The organism is Lonsdalea quercina subsp. quercina, from assembly GCF_000688695.1.
Lineage (GTDB): Bacteria > Pseudomonadota > Gammaproteobacteria > Enterobacterales > Enterobacteriaceae > Lonsdalea > Lonsdalea quercina_D.
The window spans coordinates 50104-66618 of the sequence record NZ_JIBQ01000003.1 but is presented as its reverse complement, the minus strand read 5'-3'; the positions used below and the strand labels follow the sequence as shown (position 1 = coordinate 66618).

General features: G+C 55.9%; 13 protein-coding genes. 11 read left to right on the top strand and 2 right to left on the bottom strand.

Features of this window, described 5'->3' with window-relative positions:
• The first annotated feature begins 136 nt into the window (after positions 1-136).
• The 5 genes from ccrA to SB13_RS01625 all read left to right on the top strand — a co-directional run bounded on the left by ccrA (position 137) and on the right by SB13_RS01625 (position 6473).
• Positions 137-1396 (top strand): crotonyl-CoA carboxylase/reductase, encoded by a 1260-nt coding sequence (ccrA, locus tag SB13_RS01650; protein ID WP_051616273.1) that lies wholly within the window; start codon positions 137-139, stop codon positions 1394-1396.
• 295 nt (positions 1397-1691) lie between these two features.
• The gene (locus SB13_RS01645; protein ID WP_026738687.1) at positions 1692-3071 is read left to right on the top strand and encodes an aldehyde dehydrogenase family protein; all 1380 of its coding nucleotides are present in this window, start codon (positions 1692-1694) and stop codon (positions 3069-3071) included.
• Between the two features lie 109 nt (positions 3072-3180).
• Positions 3181-4221, top strand: a complete 1041-nt coding sequence (gene eutR / locus SB13_RS01640; protein ID WP_026738686.1) for an HTH-type transcriptional regulator EutR — start codon at positions 3181-3183, stop codon at positions 4219-4221.
• Between the two features lie 525 nt (positions 4222-4746).
• The gene (locus tag SB13_RS01630; protein ID WP_026738684.1) at positions 4747-5532 is read left to right on the top strand and encodes a glucose-1-dehydrogenase; all 786 of its coding nucleotides are present in this window, start codon (positions 4747-4749) and stop codon (positions 5530-5532) included.
• 92 nt (positions 5533-5624) lie between these two features.
• Positions 5625-6473: a GRP family sugar transporter gene (locus SB13_RS01625; RefSeq protein ID WP_026738683.1), complete on the top strand. Its 849-nt coding sequence runs from the start codon at positions 5625-5627 to the stop codon at positions 6471-6473.
• A gap of 88 nt (positions 6474-6561) precedes the next feature.
• Here the strand turns inward: SB13_RS01625 and SB13_RS01620 are convergent, their stop codons facing one another.
• Together SB13_RS01620 and SB13_RS01615 are read right to left on the bottom strand one after the other, a co-directional pair.
• Entirely contained in the window at positions 6562-8067 is a 1506-nt protein-coding gene (locus tag SB13_RS01620) for a sugar porter family MFS transporter (RefSeq protein ID WP_026738682.1), read from the bottom strand.
• A gap of 494 nt (positions 8068-8561) precedes the next feature.
• Positions 8562-10223, bottom strand: a complete 1662-nt coding sequence (locus SB13_RS01615; RefSeq protein WP_026738681.1) for an alpha-keto acid decarboxylase family protein — start codon at positions 10221-10223, stop codon at positions 8562-8564.
• Between the two features lie 287 nt (positions 10224-10510).
• Here SB13_RS01615 and SB13_RS01610 point away from each other — a divergent pair, with 287 nt between their 5' ends.
• From SB13_RS01610 to SB13_RS01585, 6 genes are all read left to right on the top strand, one after another.
• Complete coding sequence (locus SB13_RS01610) at positions 10511-11335, top strand: alpha/beta fold hydrolase (RefSeq protein WP_026738680.1); 825 nt, start codon at positions 10511-10513, stop codon at positions 11333-11335.
• A gap of 383 nt (positions 11336-11718) precedes the next feature.
• Entirely contained in the window at positions 11719-12132 is a 414-nt protein-coding gene (locus SB13_RS01605) for a GNAT family N-acetyltransferase (RefSeq protein ID WP_026738679.1), read from the top strand.
• Between the two features lie 29 nt (positions 12133-12161).
• Entirely contained in the window at positions 12162-12851 is a 690-nt protein-coding gene (locus tag SB13_RS01600) for a helix-turn-helix transcriptional regulator (RefSeq protein WP_026738678.1), read from the top strand.
• A 176-nt stretch (positions 12852-13027) separates the two neighbouring features.
• Positions 13028-14302 (top strand): cytosine permease, encoded by a 1275-nt coding sequence (locus SB13_RS01595; protein ID WP_026738677.1) that lies wholly within the window; start codon positions 13028-13030, stop codon positions 14300-14302.
• A gap of 228 nt (positions 14303-14530) precedes the next feature.
• Positions 14531-15214, top strand: a complete 684-nt coding sequence (locus SB13_RS01590; protein WP_026738676.1) for an oligogalacturonate-specific porin KdgM family protein — start codon at positions 14531-14533, stop codon at positions 15212-15214.
• A gap of 21 nt (positions 15215-15235) precedes the next feature.
• Positions 15236-16513, top strand: coding sequence for a histidine-type phosphatase (locus tag SB13_RS01585; protein WP_051616271.1), 1278 nt, complete (start codon positions 15236-15238; stop codon positions 16511-16513).
• The last annotated feature ends 2 nt before the right edge of the window (positions 16514-16515 follow it).

The following is a 16515-nucleotide window of genomic DNA, read 5'->3' as shown; positions in this document are numbered from 1 at the left end:
GGGATGACTGAAGTAACCAAGGGGAAAGACAACGTCCATCGGGCTGTCCTCGGGCGTTCACGGGACAGACGCGACACCAGCCGACAATGCCTGCCGTGCAGGATGGCCACAGAGCAGTCAACAGGGAGTGAAGAACATGGACCAGAATTTTGATATTCCGGAAAAGATGAACGCTTATGTGATCCGGCCCGAACGTTATGGCGACCCTCTCCAAGCCATTCAACGGGAGTTCGTCGCTGTTCCAACGCTGTCGTCGAAGCAGGTGCTGATCAATGTGATGGCGGCGGGACTCAATTACAACAATGTCTGGGCGGCGCTGGGCAAACCAGTGGATATCATCGCCGCCCGTAAGAAGAAGTCGAAAGACGCTGAACCCTTCCACATTGGCGGTTCCGAAGCCGCCGGGATCGTCTGCGCCGTCGGCGCTGAGGTGACGAACGTCAAACTGGGCGATGCGGTGGTTGTCTCCTGTTCGGTCTACGACGCCACGTCGCTGGAGTCCCGAACCGCGCCCGATCCCATGTTTGTCCGCAGTCAGGAAATCTACGGTTACGAGAGAAACTTCGGCTCATTCGCGGAGTATACCCGCGTCGAAGACTACCAATGTTTCCCCAAACCGGAGTTTCTTACTTGGGAAGAGAGCGCGACGCTGATGCTGAACGGCCCCACCGCCTACAAGCAGCTGACCCACTGGGCTCCCAATTACGTGAAACCCGGCGATCCCGTCCTGATCTGGGGAGCCGCGGGCGGGCTGGGTTCGATGTCGGTGCAGATCGTCAACGCGCTGGGAGGTCTCCCCATCGGCGTGGTCTCCAGCGTAGAAAAAGGAGAGTACATCCGCGCGCTCGGGGCGGTGGGCTACCTTTTGCGCAATCACTACGACCATTTGGGCCGCCTGCCCAATCTGGACTCCGGCGAGTACGCCGCCTGGACCCGCGGTTTCGCTCAATTCCGGCGCGACTACTTCAAAGCCCTCGGCAAAAAAGATCTCCCCAAACTGGTGATCGAGCACTCCGGCCAGGACACGTTTCCAACCTCGCTGCAGATCTGCGATCACTCGGGCATGATCGTCACCGTCGGCGGCACCTCCGGCTACAACTGCGATTTTGACGTGCGCCATCTGTGGATGCACCAGAAACGCATTCAGGGATCGCACTATGCCAACATCAGGGAATGCGGGGAGTTCCTGCATCTGGTCAATCAAAAACGCATTTCTCCCACGCTGAATCGGGTCTTTGCCTTTGGCGATATTCCGCTCGCCCACCAAGCGATGAAGGACGGAAAGATCCACGGCAATGCGGCGATATTGGTCAATGCGCCTTCACCCGGGTTGGGCGCAATCAAGGAAAAAGGGCAAAGAAAGGGCGAGGCCGAACCACAAACGGCGACGACGTGAAAGCAAGACAAGATGGGGAGAGAAATTTCAATTTATGACACGCTTCAAACTTAAGGAAAGTTTGCCGATTTTTGATAGTGGCATTCACAGAACGGTCGCAACATGCCTGTAGACCGCGGGCGATAACCGCGCCAAACGCGCACAGATTCACGCCATTAATCTGTTCGCCGCGCGACCGCTAAATAGACGAGCGCACAGGCAATGGCGACCTGAACGCTCGTAGGAAAAGCTATCCCGCGTGACGACAGCCATCGAAACGCGGATGAAGTCGGAACCTATCCTGGAGGATTCACGTATGGAACAGTCAATATTCGAGCCCACTGCCCCGGCAAGTCCGGCGCCTAAATTCGATATGCAATACGGTGTTTTTGCCTCATTGGATGATGCGGTGAATGCCGCGGCGCAAGCGCAGAAGCAGCTGGATAATGTGGTCTTGCGGCAAAGGGTGATTACGGCGATCCGTCAGGCCGGTGAGCGCTACGCGCAGGTGCTGGCGGAAATGGCCGTGGCCGAAACCGGCATGGGGCGCGTGACGGATAAATACGCCAAAAATGTCTCCCAGGCGCGCAGCACGCCGGGGACGGAAAGCCTGGAGGCCCAGGTGATTACCGGCGACAACGGGATGACGCTGATCGAAAATGCGCCCTGGGGCGTGGTGGCCTCGGTCACCCCTTCGACGAACCCGGCCGCTACCGTCATCAATAACGCCATCAGTATGATCGCCGCGGGCAACAGCATCGTGTTTGCGCCGCATCCTTCGGCGAAGAACGTCTCTCTGCACGCCATCAGCCTGTTAAACAGGGCGATTGTCGCCGTTGGCGGCCCCGAGAACCTGCTGGTCACCGTCGAAGATCCGAATATTGAAACCGCTCAGCGCCTGTTTTGCCATCCGGGTATTAGCCTGCTGGTCGTGACCGGAGGCGAAGCGGNGGTGGAGGCCGCGCGTAAACATACGGATAAGCGCCTGATCGCCGCTGGCGCAGGCAACCCGCCCGTCGTGGTGGATGAAACCGCGGACATCGCCCGTGCAGCGCGTGACATCGTGCGCGGCGCGTCCTTCGACAACAACATTATCTGCGTCGACGAAAAAGTGGCGATCGTCGTCGACAGCGTGGCTGACGCGTTGCTGGCCAACATGCAGCAGCATCAGGCGGTGTTGCTGACGAGCGAGCAGGTCGAACAGTTGCTGCCGCTGCTGCTGACCGATATCGACGAAAACGGGAAAGGCCGCCCCAGCCGCGACTGGGTAGGGCGCGATGCGGCGAAGATCGCCGCGGCGATCGGCCTGGACGTCGGCGACAACACGCGGCTACTGCTGGCGGAAACGCCTGCGGATCACCCCTTCGCCGTGACGGAGATGATGATGCCGGTACTGCCCGTCGTGCGCGTGGCCGACGTGGACGAGGCCATCGAACTGGCGGTGCGGCTGGAGGGCGGATGTCGCCATACGGCGGCGATGCACTCGACCGACATCACCCATCTGCACAAGATGGCCAGCCGCATCAACACCAGCATTTTCGTGAAGAACGGCCCCTGCATCGCCGGGCTGGGATTCGGCGGCGAGGGCTGGACATCCATGACCATTTCCACGCCGACCGGAGAAGGGGTGACGTCGGGACGGACTTTCGTTCGAATCCGTCGTTGTGTGATGGTGGATATGTTCCGCATCGTCTAGTTTTCGTATGCTAAACGTCCCTGCCGCCGGCACCGAGTGGCAGGGACCACGCACACCCATCGGCTCATTGCGCTACACAGCGCAGAGGTTTTACCGGAGGAAACGACAGATGAAAACAGACCATCGCCTTCATCCGCATCAACTCGACGCCCAGCCGACACCTCCCGACGCCGTTCAGGCATTACTGAATCAACCCCACCCGATGCACCAGCGTTACACGCAGGACGTTTACGCCCAGTCCCGCACCATCACCGCCTGGCAACAGCTTTACGATCAGGTCTCGCCCGGCCATTTCCGCGGCGAGCTACAGGAATTGCTGTTAGACGGCATGCAGCTCTGTCACGAATACACTAACCTGGCGTTGCGGCAATCCTGTATGGCCTGGGCGGGGTCGTTATGGTTCGGTATTCCTTCGACTCAGGAGAATATGGGGTTTATCAACGCGCAGCCGCTGGACAAGTACGGCATTGCCGTCAGCCCCGGCGGGAAAGAGTTCGAGCTTTCAACGCCGGACGACTTTTCCATTCTGGGGGTCGTGATTTCGCATGAGGTGCTCCATCAATACATCGGCGCGCTTAGCGATCCGCAGTGGCTGACCGAACGGCTGACCCGCGGCACCACGCTGCAGATGGATCTGAGCAACAAAGAACAGCTCTGCGATTACATCCGCCATGCGCTGTGGTACAGCTGCCATTTCCCGCAGGTTATGAAAAAAGGCAATACGCAGAAACTGTTGAACCATAATCTTCTCACGATGCTGATGTCGTTTCTGGAAAACGTCCAGCCGCCGACGGAACCGGCGCAAAATCATCATCACCGCAAACTGATCGCCTTTGCACGGGAATATGTGTTGAGCCAAACCTCAGAGCCGGTCACCGTGCTGGACCTGTGCAATCGACTGCACGTCAGTCGCCGCACCCTGCAAAATGCCTTCCAGAACATCTTAGGCATCGCCCCCAACGCCTGGCTCAAAATCATCCGGCTCAACGCGGTGCGGCGAGAGCTGATCGACCCCGAGACGCCGCATCGCACGGTGCAAGACGCCGCGATGCAGTGGGGATTCTGGCACTTGAGCCAGTTCGCCATCGACTATCAGAAATTGTTCAACGAGAAGCCCTCGCTGACTCTGCGGCGTCACTGTCCGCAGTGACGGTCGGCCTGCGCCTCTCACCCGCCCTGACGACGCCACGTCGCCTCGGGCGGCTCCCCTCCATCGCGCCGTCAATGCCCGCGACATCCCCCTGCTCCAAGCCCGACATGCCGAGATACCTCGCGTCCTCCTCCAAGGCATTTTCCACGCCATTGATCGCCATAACCTCGAACACCCCACGACATTCACGACAAAATCCAGCGTATTTCACTGCTTTTCGGCCGCCGAAAAGAGAAAAAACTGACATGAACTATACTGTAACCGCGTGAATGGTGACGCGCCTTCATCGGAAGTCCCTACCCGACCTCCGGCTCCGCTGCTGGCCAATATTAAGCGCTGCAAGGCGACACGTCCGGCATTTGCGCTGGGCATGAACGCGAGGCTTCTGGTTCAACGGCAACTCTGCGGTTGCATTAAGCCCTCAGCGTCAACCGCGCCATCCCCGCACCATCTGCATAAAACCCTGGGCTTAACACGACTTGCAAACAACAGTACCAACACACGCTCACTGTGAGGAAAGTTATTATGTTCAATGATTTACAGGATAAGGTGGCGATTGTCACTGGCGCATCGAAAGGCATTGGCGCGGCAATTGCCAAGCGTTTCGGGGCGGAGAAAGTCAACGTGGTGGTGTGTTACCGCTCGGACGATGATGGGGCGAATGAGGTGGCCAAATCGATTGAGCAAAGCGGCGGAAAAGCCGTCCTCTTCAAAGGCGACATCAGCCTCGAAGAACACACGCAAAAGGTGCTTCAAACGGCTATCGACACCTTCGGACGTCTCGATATTCTGGTAAATAACGCCGGCATCGAGAAACAGACACCTTCCCACGAGGCGACGCTGGACGACTGGAATCAGGTCATCTCCGTCAACCTGACCAGCTATTTTCTGACCGCCAAACTCGCCATCAAGTATTTCCTGGAAAACAACATTCAGGGCACCATCATCAACATGTCTTCCGTGCACGAGCAGATCCCGTGGCCGACTTTCGCCAGTTACGCGGCCAGTAAAGGGGGCGTGAAACTGCTGACGCAGACGCTGGCGCTGGAATATGCGGACAAAGGTATTCGCATCAACGGTATTGGACCGGGCGCCATCAATACGCCCATCAACAAAGAAAAAATGAACGACCCTGAGAAACGCGCGGCGCTGGAAAAAATGATCCCGATGAAACGCGCCGGCGAACCCGAAGAGATTGCCAATGTCACGGCCTGGCTTGCCTCTGAGCAAGCCTCCTATGTCACCGGCATTACGCTGTTCGCCGACGGCGGCATGACGCTCTACCCCTCTTTCCAGGGCGGTCAGGGATAATCCCCACCCCAGCCAACTCTTCCTCCCTTTCTCTTCGCGCCGTCGGCCGAAGGGAGGGGAGACGTCGTTAATCCGTAAAGAGATAAATAGGCATGAATATACTGATCGCGCTGATCCCGGCGCTGTTTTGGGGGATCCTCCCGCTCGTGGTGTCGTCTATCGGCGGCTCGCCCAATAATCAGATCATCGGCACCACGCTGGGCGCTTTCGTCGTCGCGCTCGCCGTCGCGATCTTCGTGCCAGCGAATCTGGTCTGGCCGGTTATCATCGGGGGAGCCGGTTCGGGAATGTGCTGGGCCTTCGGTCAATATTTGCAATACGTCTCCTTCACGAAAATCGACGTGTCGAAAGCCATGCCCGTTTCCACCGGGCTGCAGTTGATCGGGACGTCCCTGTTCAGCGTCTGCTTTTTTGGGGAGTGGAAAAGTACCAAAATGCTAGGCTTTTTCGCCATCTTTCTGGTGATAGTCGGCGTCTACCTGACCACGTACACCTCGAAGAAAAACACCTCGCGAGAGCAGCACCTGCTCGCCGGGGTGGGCATTCTGATCGTCTCCATGTTCGGCTACATCGGCTATTCCGCCCTGCCCCGCCTCTTTAATCTCAGCGGGTGGGACGCCTTCCTGCCGCAAACGGCGGGCATGGTGGCGATGTCGCTCCTGCTCTCCATCAAACAACTTGGCAGTACGCTCAAAGAGAAACGGACCTACTGGAGCATGCTGCCCGGCTTGATCTTCGCGGTGGCCGCGCTGGGTTATCTGATTTCCGCACAACGCAACGGCGTGGCGACCGGGTTTACGCTGTCTCAGATGAGCGTCATTATCTCCACGCTGGGCGGGATCTTTATCCTGAAGGAACATAAAACCCGCAAGGAGCTGACCCTCACCCTTATCGGTCTGGCGCTGGTGTTGAGCGGCGGGATTATCATCAGTCAGATTTAACGCGGGCCATTTCGCCTGCGAGCAGGCCAGACGGTGACCGGGGAAATGAAGCAAAAATAAGAGGGGCGATGCCCCTCTGGCGTGCGTGTTACGGTTCCTGCGTGACAGCCTGTTCGCGTTGGTGACCAGGATAAAAACGCCCTTCCTTCAGAGAAGTTTCGATCTCTTCCAGACTGCGCCCTTTCGTTTCCGGCATCATGAAGTAGATGAAGATGAACCCCAGCAGATTCAGCAAAGCGTAGAACCACATGGCGCCGCCAATGCCCAGCAGATTGACCATCGACAGCGCGGTGGAGGTCAGCAGCAGGTTCGAGCCCCACAGCGTGGCCGCGTGCAGGCTACTGGCCTTTTCACGGACGCCCAGCGGGTAGACCTCCGAGCCCACCAACCAGCCGATGACCTGGATGCCGCCCGAGTTGAAAACCATAAAGGCAAACAGGCAGGCCACAATCAGCCAGCCGTGCTGACCGCCGTTGGCGTTCAATCTAAACATCAGCCCCAGCAGCGCCAGACTGATGACCGCGCCGGGGATCATATATAACGTCAAAGTGCGGCGGCCAATACGGTCGACCAACAGCTTGCCGACGATGGTCAGCACCAGATAAATGACCGCCACGCCCAACGCGGAGTGCAGCGCCATGTCCCGGCTGAAACCAGCGCCGGTCAGGAAGGTCGGCGTGTAGTAAATCATCATCTCGATGCCGGAGAGCTGAGTGAACGCGGCAATGCCCAGCCCGACGATCAGCGCCGGACGTAGCCACGGCTGCTTCAGGTCTTTCCAACTGCCGGTCGACTTACGTTTGGCGCGCTCATGCACGCGCTGGATGGCCTTGATCTCGCGGCGCACTTCCCGGGCGGTTTCCCGCACCGTATCCAGCGCCACATGAGCTTCCTTCATCCGCTTTTTACCCACCAGCCAACGCGGGCTTTCCGGCAGCGGCAGCATGCCGATCAGCAGGATAACCGCAGGGATCGCCGCGACGGAGAACATGACTCGCCAGGACCAAACATCCTGCAGGAACGTCCCGACCAGCGCGGCGGTGAGAATGCCAATCCCGATGGAAATATTGAAAAACGTCACCAGTCGGCCGCGCTTCTCCGGCGGCGCCAGTTCGGCAATGTAGACCGGCACGATCTGCGATGCGCCCCCGACGGCGAACCCCAGTACCAGCCGCGCGGCGCCGAGATAATAGGCGTTGGGGGACAGGCCCGAGCCAATCACCCCCAGCGCGAAGATGGCGGCGACAATCATGACCGTGTACCGCCGCCCCAGCACGCTGGACAGCTTACCGCATGACAAGGCGCCGACTACGGCGCCGACCAGTATGGCGCTGGTGACCAGCTCCTGCGCATGGGAAGAGAGGGAAAAGTCATGGGTGATTTGCAACAGAGCGCCGGAAATAATCCCGGTATCGTAGCCATATAAAAATCCCGCGATGGCGGCTATGGCCGTTGCTGTCAATAAAAAGGCATCAGCGCTTAAAAAGCTGTTATTTTCACTCTCGGATGTATCGGATGTCTTTTCATTGTCAGCCGGTGATATCACCGTTGGTTTATGACTATATTTGTCGCTGTCGTCGTGTACATCAGACATAATTTTCCTTTATTTCAAGTGAGTGTTAAACGTGGCATAGATAATTCTTCGAAAGGTGGTTATTGATGAAATATTCGGACATATCGTCTAATGACGATATTATCGACCGTTATATGCAGTATTTATAGATATAGCACAACATGTTGAAACTGTCACTCCTGAATAAAAACACACACCACCAAAAATGTATTTGGCATCAGATCGATATGCCATTGTCACTGAAACAGGAATAACCTTCGCGTGAAGTGCGGATATATAAAAACATAAGCAATAGTTATACCTAAAAGAAAAAATATAACCATTGCCTGTAAACAACGGTCATTATCCCAAAAGGAACGATGCGTAAAAATAAAATAAAATCATGCGGACACTCAGGCAATAAATATCGCTACAAAGCGGAATTGCATAACCGGCATAATGACAAAATAACTTTCTGGCGTTGGGGCGTGATGGCAGACCACCCGAAAACGGCGGCCTGCAAAGATGACACCGTGCTACGGAAGTCGTGGAGCCCGAATCCCGAAATTAAATCGGCGACAGTGGCCGCACAGCGTTTTCAAAGCCGCCGGACTATCCAAGTCCGACAGCCTGACTTCAATCAACGTGAGCGACTGCGCACGTTCGGCCTGCTCCAGCGCGGCGTCCAGCTGGGCGCTATTTTCCACCACCGCGCCGACAACATCGTCTCCGCCCCCCATGGCATGGAGCAGTTCGGTGTACCGCATGGCGGGTATCGTGTTGTAGGACGAGCGCTCCCCCAGGATGTAGCGCTCAATCGTGTAGCCGTTATTGTTGAGCAGAAAAATAACGGGAGCCAGACCGAGGCGCATCAACGTCGCCAGCTCCTGACAAGAGATCTGAAACGCCCCGTCGCCGACAAACAACACATGCCGGCGCTGCGGCGCCGCCAGCATCGTGCCCAGCAAGGCCGGTAATGAATAACCAATGGCTCCCCATAGCGGCTGCCCCACCACCGTGACGCCATCCGGCAGCGACAGCCCCATCACGCCCGCGTTGCTGGTGCCGATATCCACGACCACAACGTCATCCGGCTGAATGAAGGTCTGTATGCGCTGCCAGAAGGCCTGCTGTCCCCAGGCTGCTTCGCTGACCACCGTGGGCGCCCCCACCACAGGTCGCTCGCTCGTCCGCTCCGGAAGCGCCAGCATGACGGCGCGCAGCAGATCCCCCGTCGCCACGGCGGGATAAAAGTCCGCTTCCATCGTCAGAGAATAGGGCGCGATATGGATGACCTCTTTGAACAGCGGCGACGTGTAGAAAAAGTTGGTGTTGAGATCGATAGGTTTTACGCCGAAAGACAGCGTGCAATCCGTCTCCTCCAGTCGACGAAGCACGTCCGGGCGAGATAAGTCGCCGTTATAGCTCCCCAGCCACAGCGGGTCGTTTTCCGGAATAACCCCTTTAGCCGTGGACATCGAAACGATGGGAATAGAAAAGCGTCGGGCAAATGCGCACAGCCTTTCGGACAGACCAAAGCGTGCCACCGCATGATCAACCAGCATCACCGGTCTTTCGGAATGTTGAAGGCGACGGGACAACGCGTCGGCGGCCATCTGCAATCGGCGTACGTCACTCTGCGGCATCACATAGTCGTAGGGCGAATCCGGGACCTCGATTTCCACATCGCTAATATCCGAAGGCAACTGCAAGTAGACCGGTTTCTTTTCAACCCAGGCGCGGGATATGACCCGGGGAATGGACTGCGCTGCGTTTTCAGGCGTGATGAGGAGTTGGTCGGCGGTGAATTGACGAAAACAGATCATGTCGTGGTCAAGCTGACCGTCCGCCAGTGAGTGATGCAGCAAAATCCGATACTCTCTGGCATATAAAGGCGGCGCGCCAGTCAGTAAAATAATCGGCACCGATTCCGCATACGCCCCGGCAATCGCCGACAGTACCGCCAAATCGCCGACGCCATACGTGGCCACCAACGCGGAAACGCCGTGAATGCGGGCGTATCCGTCCGCTGCATATCCCGCATTAAGCTCATTGCAACTCCCGACGAAATCGATCTGAGCGTCGTGCTCAATCAACTCCAATAACTCAAGATTATAATCGCCGGGAACGCCAAACACCGTTCGAATGGATAAGGCTTTCAGTTGCGCCAGCACGAATGCGCCTATCGTCATTTTCATCTTGTATTCCTCCCTAAATTCAGATGTCCTCTTTGAGTAAAGCGTGTGCCTCTCTTCCTGTAAAACACCGCAAATGCGCCGCTCGCTCACATCGTGACGACAATCGTGCCTCTGAGCTATTTCATTCTTTGTTTTCGCCGAATAAGCCGCGCCCAACGCCCAGCGGCCTGTCAAATAAGGATATCCTGCTAAGCTGAGAAGTAGCGTCTGCGTCGCCCGAACCGGCACCGAGCGAGCCGGGAGTACGCATTCATCTTCACATTCGCTACCTATCAGAGGTATTACGCATGAGCACATTCAGAACGAAAGACGGTACTCAGCTGTATTACAAGGATTGGGGAAAAGGTAAGCCGCTGTTGTTCAGCCACGGCTGGCCGCTGGATGCCGATATGTGGGACAGCCAGCTGCATTTTTTCGCCGAGCACGGCTTCCGCGCTATCGCCTTTGACCGCCGCGGTTTCGGGCGTTCCGACCAGCCGTGGAATGGCTATCACTACGATACGCTGGCCGATGATATTCACGAATTGATCGAACACTTGCAGTTGGACGAGATTACGCTGATCGGTTTTTCGATGGGCGGCGGCGACGTTGCCCGCTACATCCAGCGCCACGGCTCTCATCGCGTCAAGGCCGTAGCGTTGCTCAGCGCAGTGACACCGAAGCTGATGAAGTCCGCTGACTATCCGAATGGGGTGGAGCAACAGGTTATCGACGGCATCCGCGAAGGGATTATGCAAGACCGTGCGCAGTTTATCAGCGATTTCGCGACGCCGTTTTACGGTCTTAATAAAGGGATGCAGGTCTCTGAGGGCGTGCTGACGCAAACGCTGAATATCGCGCTGATGGCCTCTCTGAAAAGTACGCTCGACTGCGTCACGGCGTTCTCTGAAACGGACTTTCGCCCGGATATGCACAGCATCAACGTGCCAGCGCTGGTCATCCACGGCGATGCCGACCAGGTCGTGCCGTTCGAATCGACGGGCAAAGTGGCCGCAGCGATGATCAAAAATGCCCAACTCAAGGTCTATGAAGGTGCGCCACATGCTATCACTCAGACGCACCGGGATCGGTTGAATCAGGATCTGCTGGAGTTTATTCGGTCGGTGGACTAACAGTCCTTACTTATCCGAGCCTCCGTCCGCGAGGCTCGTTTTCTCATGAATCAAGTGTCTTTAAATATTATAAATTCACTATATACAATCGCTTATTTTTATCATTAATAATAGATACGCCGAAATTTATTCCCACTCATCATTACTTTCCCATCCAATAAGAATATATTTCCCTGGTGATGACAAAGAGGATGCGACTAATAGTTTCACTATAAGTGTATTCAAGGCCTCAATTTTCTTGCACAAACTCGGAATATACTAACTAATGCCACCTAGTGATGAAGGAGTAAAAACCTCCCTTGTCTCAAAAAACGATTTATGTTAAAGATTAATATTCGCCTGGATGCGACATAAGATTTATAAAAATCAGGAGCATAAAAATAATGAAGTTAAATATTACCGACACCCCCAATCCTCAGGATGAGGAATTTGTCATTCAAAGTTTATTGCAACATAATAAAAAATTTCAGGAAGGTGATATTCACCCGCTATTTTTAACTTTCACTAATGATAATAATGAAATTATTGCAGGTCTGGTTGCGAGCACCTGGTGGGGAGCGCTGGAAATTAAATTTCTGTGGGTCGGCGAACCGTATCGGCATGCCGGTTTAGGCCGCCAAATGATGCAGCAGGCCGAGGCGGAAGCGCAAAAACGCGGTTGCCATATGGCGTATGTCGACACCTTCAGTTTTCAGGCCAAGGGATTTTACGAGAAGCTCGGATATCAAGAGTACGGCCACCTCGCGGGTTACGCTCACCGTTTCACGCGTCATTATCTCCGCAAGGAGTTTCAGTAAGTTATCAATCGTCTTGAAAGGAGGCCAGGATGCCACAGGACACAGAAGACATCAGCCGTTATATCGGCGGTCTGATTACCGTGATGGAAGCATTGCACGAACCCTGGGGAATCAAAGATCTGGCATCGCGGCATATTTATATGAACAAAGCCGCCCTGGCGTATACCAATACGCCCGCCAAATTCGAGTTCGAAGGAAAACTGGACGCCGAATTCCCCGCCGAATGGGCGGAGATGTCGGAGGACTTCATCGAGCACGACAGACGAACGGAGCANAGTAAGAAAAGCGTCGCCGTCATTGAAACGCACTATTGGAACGGCGACCCTTTTCTCTCGCCGTTCGTCAGTGAAAAAATCCCTATCTTCGATGTCCGAAAACGCTGTATCGGCACCATGTGGAACGCCAAACCGCTGACGACGCTCTCCCCGCTGGTTTATATCGATAAGAAAGCGCCCTCTACGCTGATTACCCGCGTCGAAAACAGTTTATTTACGCCCTCGGAGCTGGAAATGATTTTTCTGATTTTGCAGGGCTTTTCGGGAAAGGAGATCGCCCAAAAAACCAACCTTGCCTATAAAACCGTCGAAAACAGAATATATAGCATTTACCAAAAAGCCGACGTGCATTCACTGCATCAATTTAAAGCGTTTTGTTATCACACAGGGCTGGATAAATACATACCGCCCACCCTGCTGGTGAAAGGCATTCAATATATTTAGCGCGGTGACCACGCCGGGCGAATTCACCGATCCATCCCGAGAGATTCCCTATTGTCTCGGGGCGCAAGGTGACCTCTCGTCCGCCCGACGACCGGGAATCGCGCTGGCTGTCAGCTGGCATTAAAACCGGCCGCGCCTGCAGGAATAGGCGATTAACCACAAGGACTCTGGAAAACATGGAAAAATTAGACGATTACCCGGTTAGCCGGGTTCCCCTCTCCGCGAGGCTGCCTTTTTTCAATATCGCGCTGGTGCACATCGGCATGCTGACCGCCCTGGATCAGTTCATGCTGGGCGCCGTGCTGGGGCATTCGATGACGCTTAGTCAGGCATTCACCGCCATCGCCATCGGCAGCCTTATTTTCGGCATCGTGACCGTCGGTCTGGGCTATGCGGGCATGATGGAGGGACTGTCCGGCAGCCTGCTGGCGCGATGGTGCGGATTTGGCCGACTTGGCGCCGTGCTGATGGGCGTGGTGATCGCCATCAGCCTGCTCGGCTGGTTCGGCGTACAAAACGCGGTGTTCGCGCGAGCGCTCAACTATGCGCTTAACGACAAGCTGGGCTTCGCCGGCTCCGCCACGCTGTCGGGCGTGGCGCTGACCCTGCTGGTCGCCTTCGGCTTCAGAGCTCTGCGCTATACCGCTCGCATCGCCGTCCCGCTGTTTATCGGTATCGTCGCCTACATTTCGACGCAAACGCTGGCGGGCCACTCGTTCTACGCTCTGATAGACTCCATCCCGTCCAAGTCCGTCTCCATCAGCGCCGGGGCCACCATGGTCGTCGGCGGCTGCATCGTCGCCAGCCTGATTACGCCGGATATGACCCGCTATTCGCAGAAAGGCCGCCACGTGTTCTGGATGACCCTGATGTCGATTATCGTCGGCGAATTCATCGTAAACGGTCTCGCTATCCTGATCGCAAGAGCGCTGAACACGGCGGATGTCGTCACCATTATGTCGCAGATGGCCGGGGGCATCGGGCTAATCGCCGTCGTATTCTCCACGTTGAGAATCAACGATATCAATCTCTACTCCTCATCGCTGGGATTAGCCAACGCAATTGAAGGCATTACCGGTAAAAAGCTCAGCTACATGTCGATCACGCTGGTCATTGGTCTGATCGGCACGCTGCTGTCGGTGCTCGGCATTCTGGACCGGTTTGTCGATTTCCTGACGCTGTTAGGCGTGGTTTTTCCGCCGATTATCGGGGTTATGTTGGTGGACTATTACCTGCTGCGCAGCCATAGAACGCTGTTGGACGCCAGCCGCAAGGCGGGTCAGTTGCCGGATGCGGCCAACACCCCCGCGATCGGTTGGGCCGCCATCATCGCCAGCATCATCGGCAGTGTCGTGGGCCTGAACGTTGAGTGGGGCATTCCCGCCTTTAATTCGCTCGTCGTCGCCAGCGTACTTTACATCGTACTGAAAAAGACGACGCGTCTGCCCTAGGCATGATGGCCATCCCATTTTGCCGACGGTGAAAATAACGTCACGCCGTCGGCAGAATGACACTCTAATGACCATGAGATAAAAAGCATTTTATTTTATAGGCGCATATTGACTTCTCTCTTATTTAATAAAATTCAATCTCATCGTCTCGCCGACAAATCATTTTCATTTTTTTGTCATGTAGCGTCCCTATATTCGCAGCACTTTTAGCACAAACGGCGATTATAAATGTTATTACGTCATTTTTTATTCATCCCTTTATGCGTATTGTCTTTTCAATCTCAGGCGGTTTCTCTTTTCTGGAAACATGAATTCAGCGATGTCTCCCGTACCCACAGCGATAAATTCGGTATTGAACACCGCTTCAGTCATGGACTGGGGCTGTCCGCGGAGTGGGAGACCTATCCACGCGAGTCATCGGATGGCTCGGCAGGCAAGGCCTTTAACCACTTACGAAAAGATAAAACGGAGTTAGGCGTCGATTATGCGTTTACGGTTTCCCCTTCCCTGACATTGACGCCCGGCATAACCACCAGCATTTACGATGAAAAGCAGACCTGGAAACCGTCTTTGAGCGCGGAATGGTTTGTGGTTGATAATATTGCCCTTGCGACGCGTTATCGCTACGAAATAACCGACTACGACGATAAACCGACCAAATATACACACCGTATTGATGCCGGGGCAAAATATAAATTCAGCCGCGCGACGCTATCTTATAAATACTCTCGTTATTTTAGCGACCAGCCTATTTTCGCTAAACGTGATACCGACTATGAACATCAGGTCGAAATGAAAATCAAATTCCTGACCCACTGGCAATATGTCCTTGAGGTCACCAACGAATCCGTTTCTAAAAGCAGCGATAAACGGCAAACGACTTACGCTACCGGATTTAAATACACGTTTTAATCATGAGGTTCGCTATCCGCTATGACAATGTTCAAACTGGGCGCCGCCACGCTGGCGCTGGTCACCGCTTTTCCTTTGATGGCCGCGCCTGAGGCGCCATTCACGCTGGAAAATGTCGTCACCCTGAGCCGCCACGGCGTCCGTCCGCAGACGAACACCGACGCCTTGAACAAAGCGACCGGTAAAACGTGGCCCGAATGGACGGTACAAGACGGTCATCTCTCTGGTCACGGTTACGCCGGGATTATCCATCAGGGCGCCTATCAGATCGCCCGCTGGCGAGCGGCAGGTCTGCCCATCGGCGCGGGCTGCCCGACGCCGGAACAGGTGTTTGCCTGGTCCAGTCCGTTGCAAAGAACCCGCGCCACGGCGCAAGCGCTCCTGGACGGGATGTTTCCGGGCTGCGGACTCGCGGCGGGAAGCACGCGNGAAAAGCGCGATCCGCTGTTTCAAAGCGTGGATATGGGCCTGAGCCAGCCGGACAAAGAGACGGTCAAACAGCAGGTCACGGCTCGGACGGGCAGCGCAGAGGAGCTGAATAAACGCTATCAGCCCGCCATCACACTGCTGCGCGCGGCGGTCTGCGCCGATACGCCGTCGTCCTGCGAGTTCCTGAACGCGCCGTGGAAGCTGGTGGAAAAAGAGCACGGCGTATCGCTCAAAGGCCCGCTGTCGCCGGGGTCGACGATAGGCGAAACCATCCGGCTGCAGTACAGCGAAGGACTGCCGCTGTCCCAGGTTGCTTTCGGCCATGCCCGTAATGCGCGCGAGGTGTCGGCGCTGATGGCGCTGCACGCGGCTAAATACGATTTGGTCAGCGATACCCCGGAGCTGGCGCGACACGGCGGTACGCTGCTGATGTCTCAGCTGGTGGCGGCGCTCACGGCCGGCACCACGGCGTCCGCCCCGGAAAACCGCGGCCTGCAAGCGCCGCTGGTGATGTTCGTCGGCCATGACACCAATATCGCGCAAATCCAGACCATGCTGCAGATGAACTGGACGTTGGGAGAATATCCGCGTAACGATATCCCGCCGGGAGGCAGTCTGGCATTCGAACGCTATCGCGATACCCGCAGCGGCGAGCGCTACGTGCGCCTGACGTTTAGCGCCATGTCGCTGGACCAGTGGCGCCATCTCAGCCCGCTGACGTCAGAGGCGCCGCCGCTGATCGAGGAGTACCACGACAGCCACTGCCAACAAACAGCCGTCGGCTGGCTCTGCCCGCTGGACGACATCGTTCAGAAGATGACGCGCGCTGAGGTCCCGGGCGTGACCTCCCCACAGCCTTTGTTCCACTAGAT

Excerpts from the sequence above, each read along its gene's own strand:
- SB13_RS01595 (WP_026738677.1), top strand. The coding sequence starts at position 13,028 with ATGGAAAAATTAGACGATTACCCGGTTAGCCGGGTTCCCCTCTCCGCG.
- SB13_RS01605 (WP_026738679.1), top strand. The coding sequence starts at position 11,719 with ATGAAGTTAAATATTACCGACACCCCCAATCCTCAGGATGAGGAATTT.
- SB13_RS01625 (WP_026738683.1), top strand. The coding sequence starts at position 5,625 with ATGAATATACTGATCGCGCTGATCCCGGCGCTGTTTTGGGGGATCCTC.
- SB13_RS01590 (WP_026738676.1), top strand. The coding sequence starts at position 14,531 with ATGTTATTACGTCATTTTTTATTCATCCCTTTATGCGTATTGTCTTTT.
- ccrA (WP_051616273.1), top strand. The coding sequence starts at position 137 with ATGGACCAGAATTTTGATATTCCGGAAAAGATGAACGCTTATGTGATC.
- SB13_RS01610 (WP_026738680.1), top strand. The coding sequence starts at position 10,511 with ATGAGCACATTCAGAACGAAAGACGGTACTCAGCTGTATTACAAGGAT.
- SB13_RS01620 (WP_026738682.1), bottom strand. The coding sequence starts at position 8,067 with ATGTCTGATGTACACGACGACAGCGACAAATATAGTCATAAACCAACG.
- eutR (WP_026738686.1), top strand. The coding sequence starts at position 3,181 with ATGAAAACAGACCATCGCCTTCATCCGCATCAACTCGACGCCCAGCCG.
- SB13_RS01615 (WP_026738681.1), bottom strand. The coding sequence starts at position 10,223 with ATGAAAATGACGATAGGCGCATTCGTGCTGGCGCAACTGAAAGCCTTA.
- SB13_RS01630 (WP_026738684.1), top strand. The coding sequence starts at position 4,747 with ATGTTCAATGATTTACAGGATAAGGTGGCGATTGTCACTGGCGCATCG.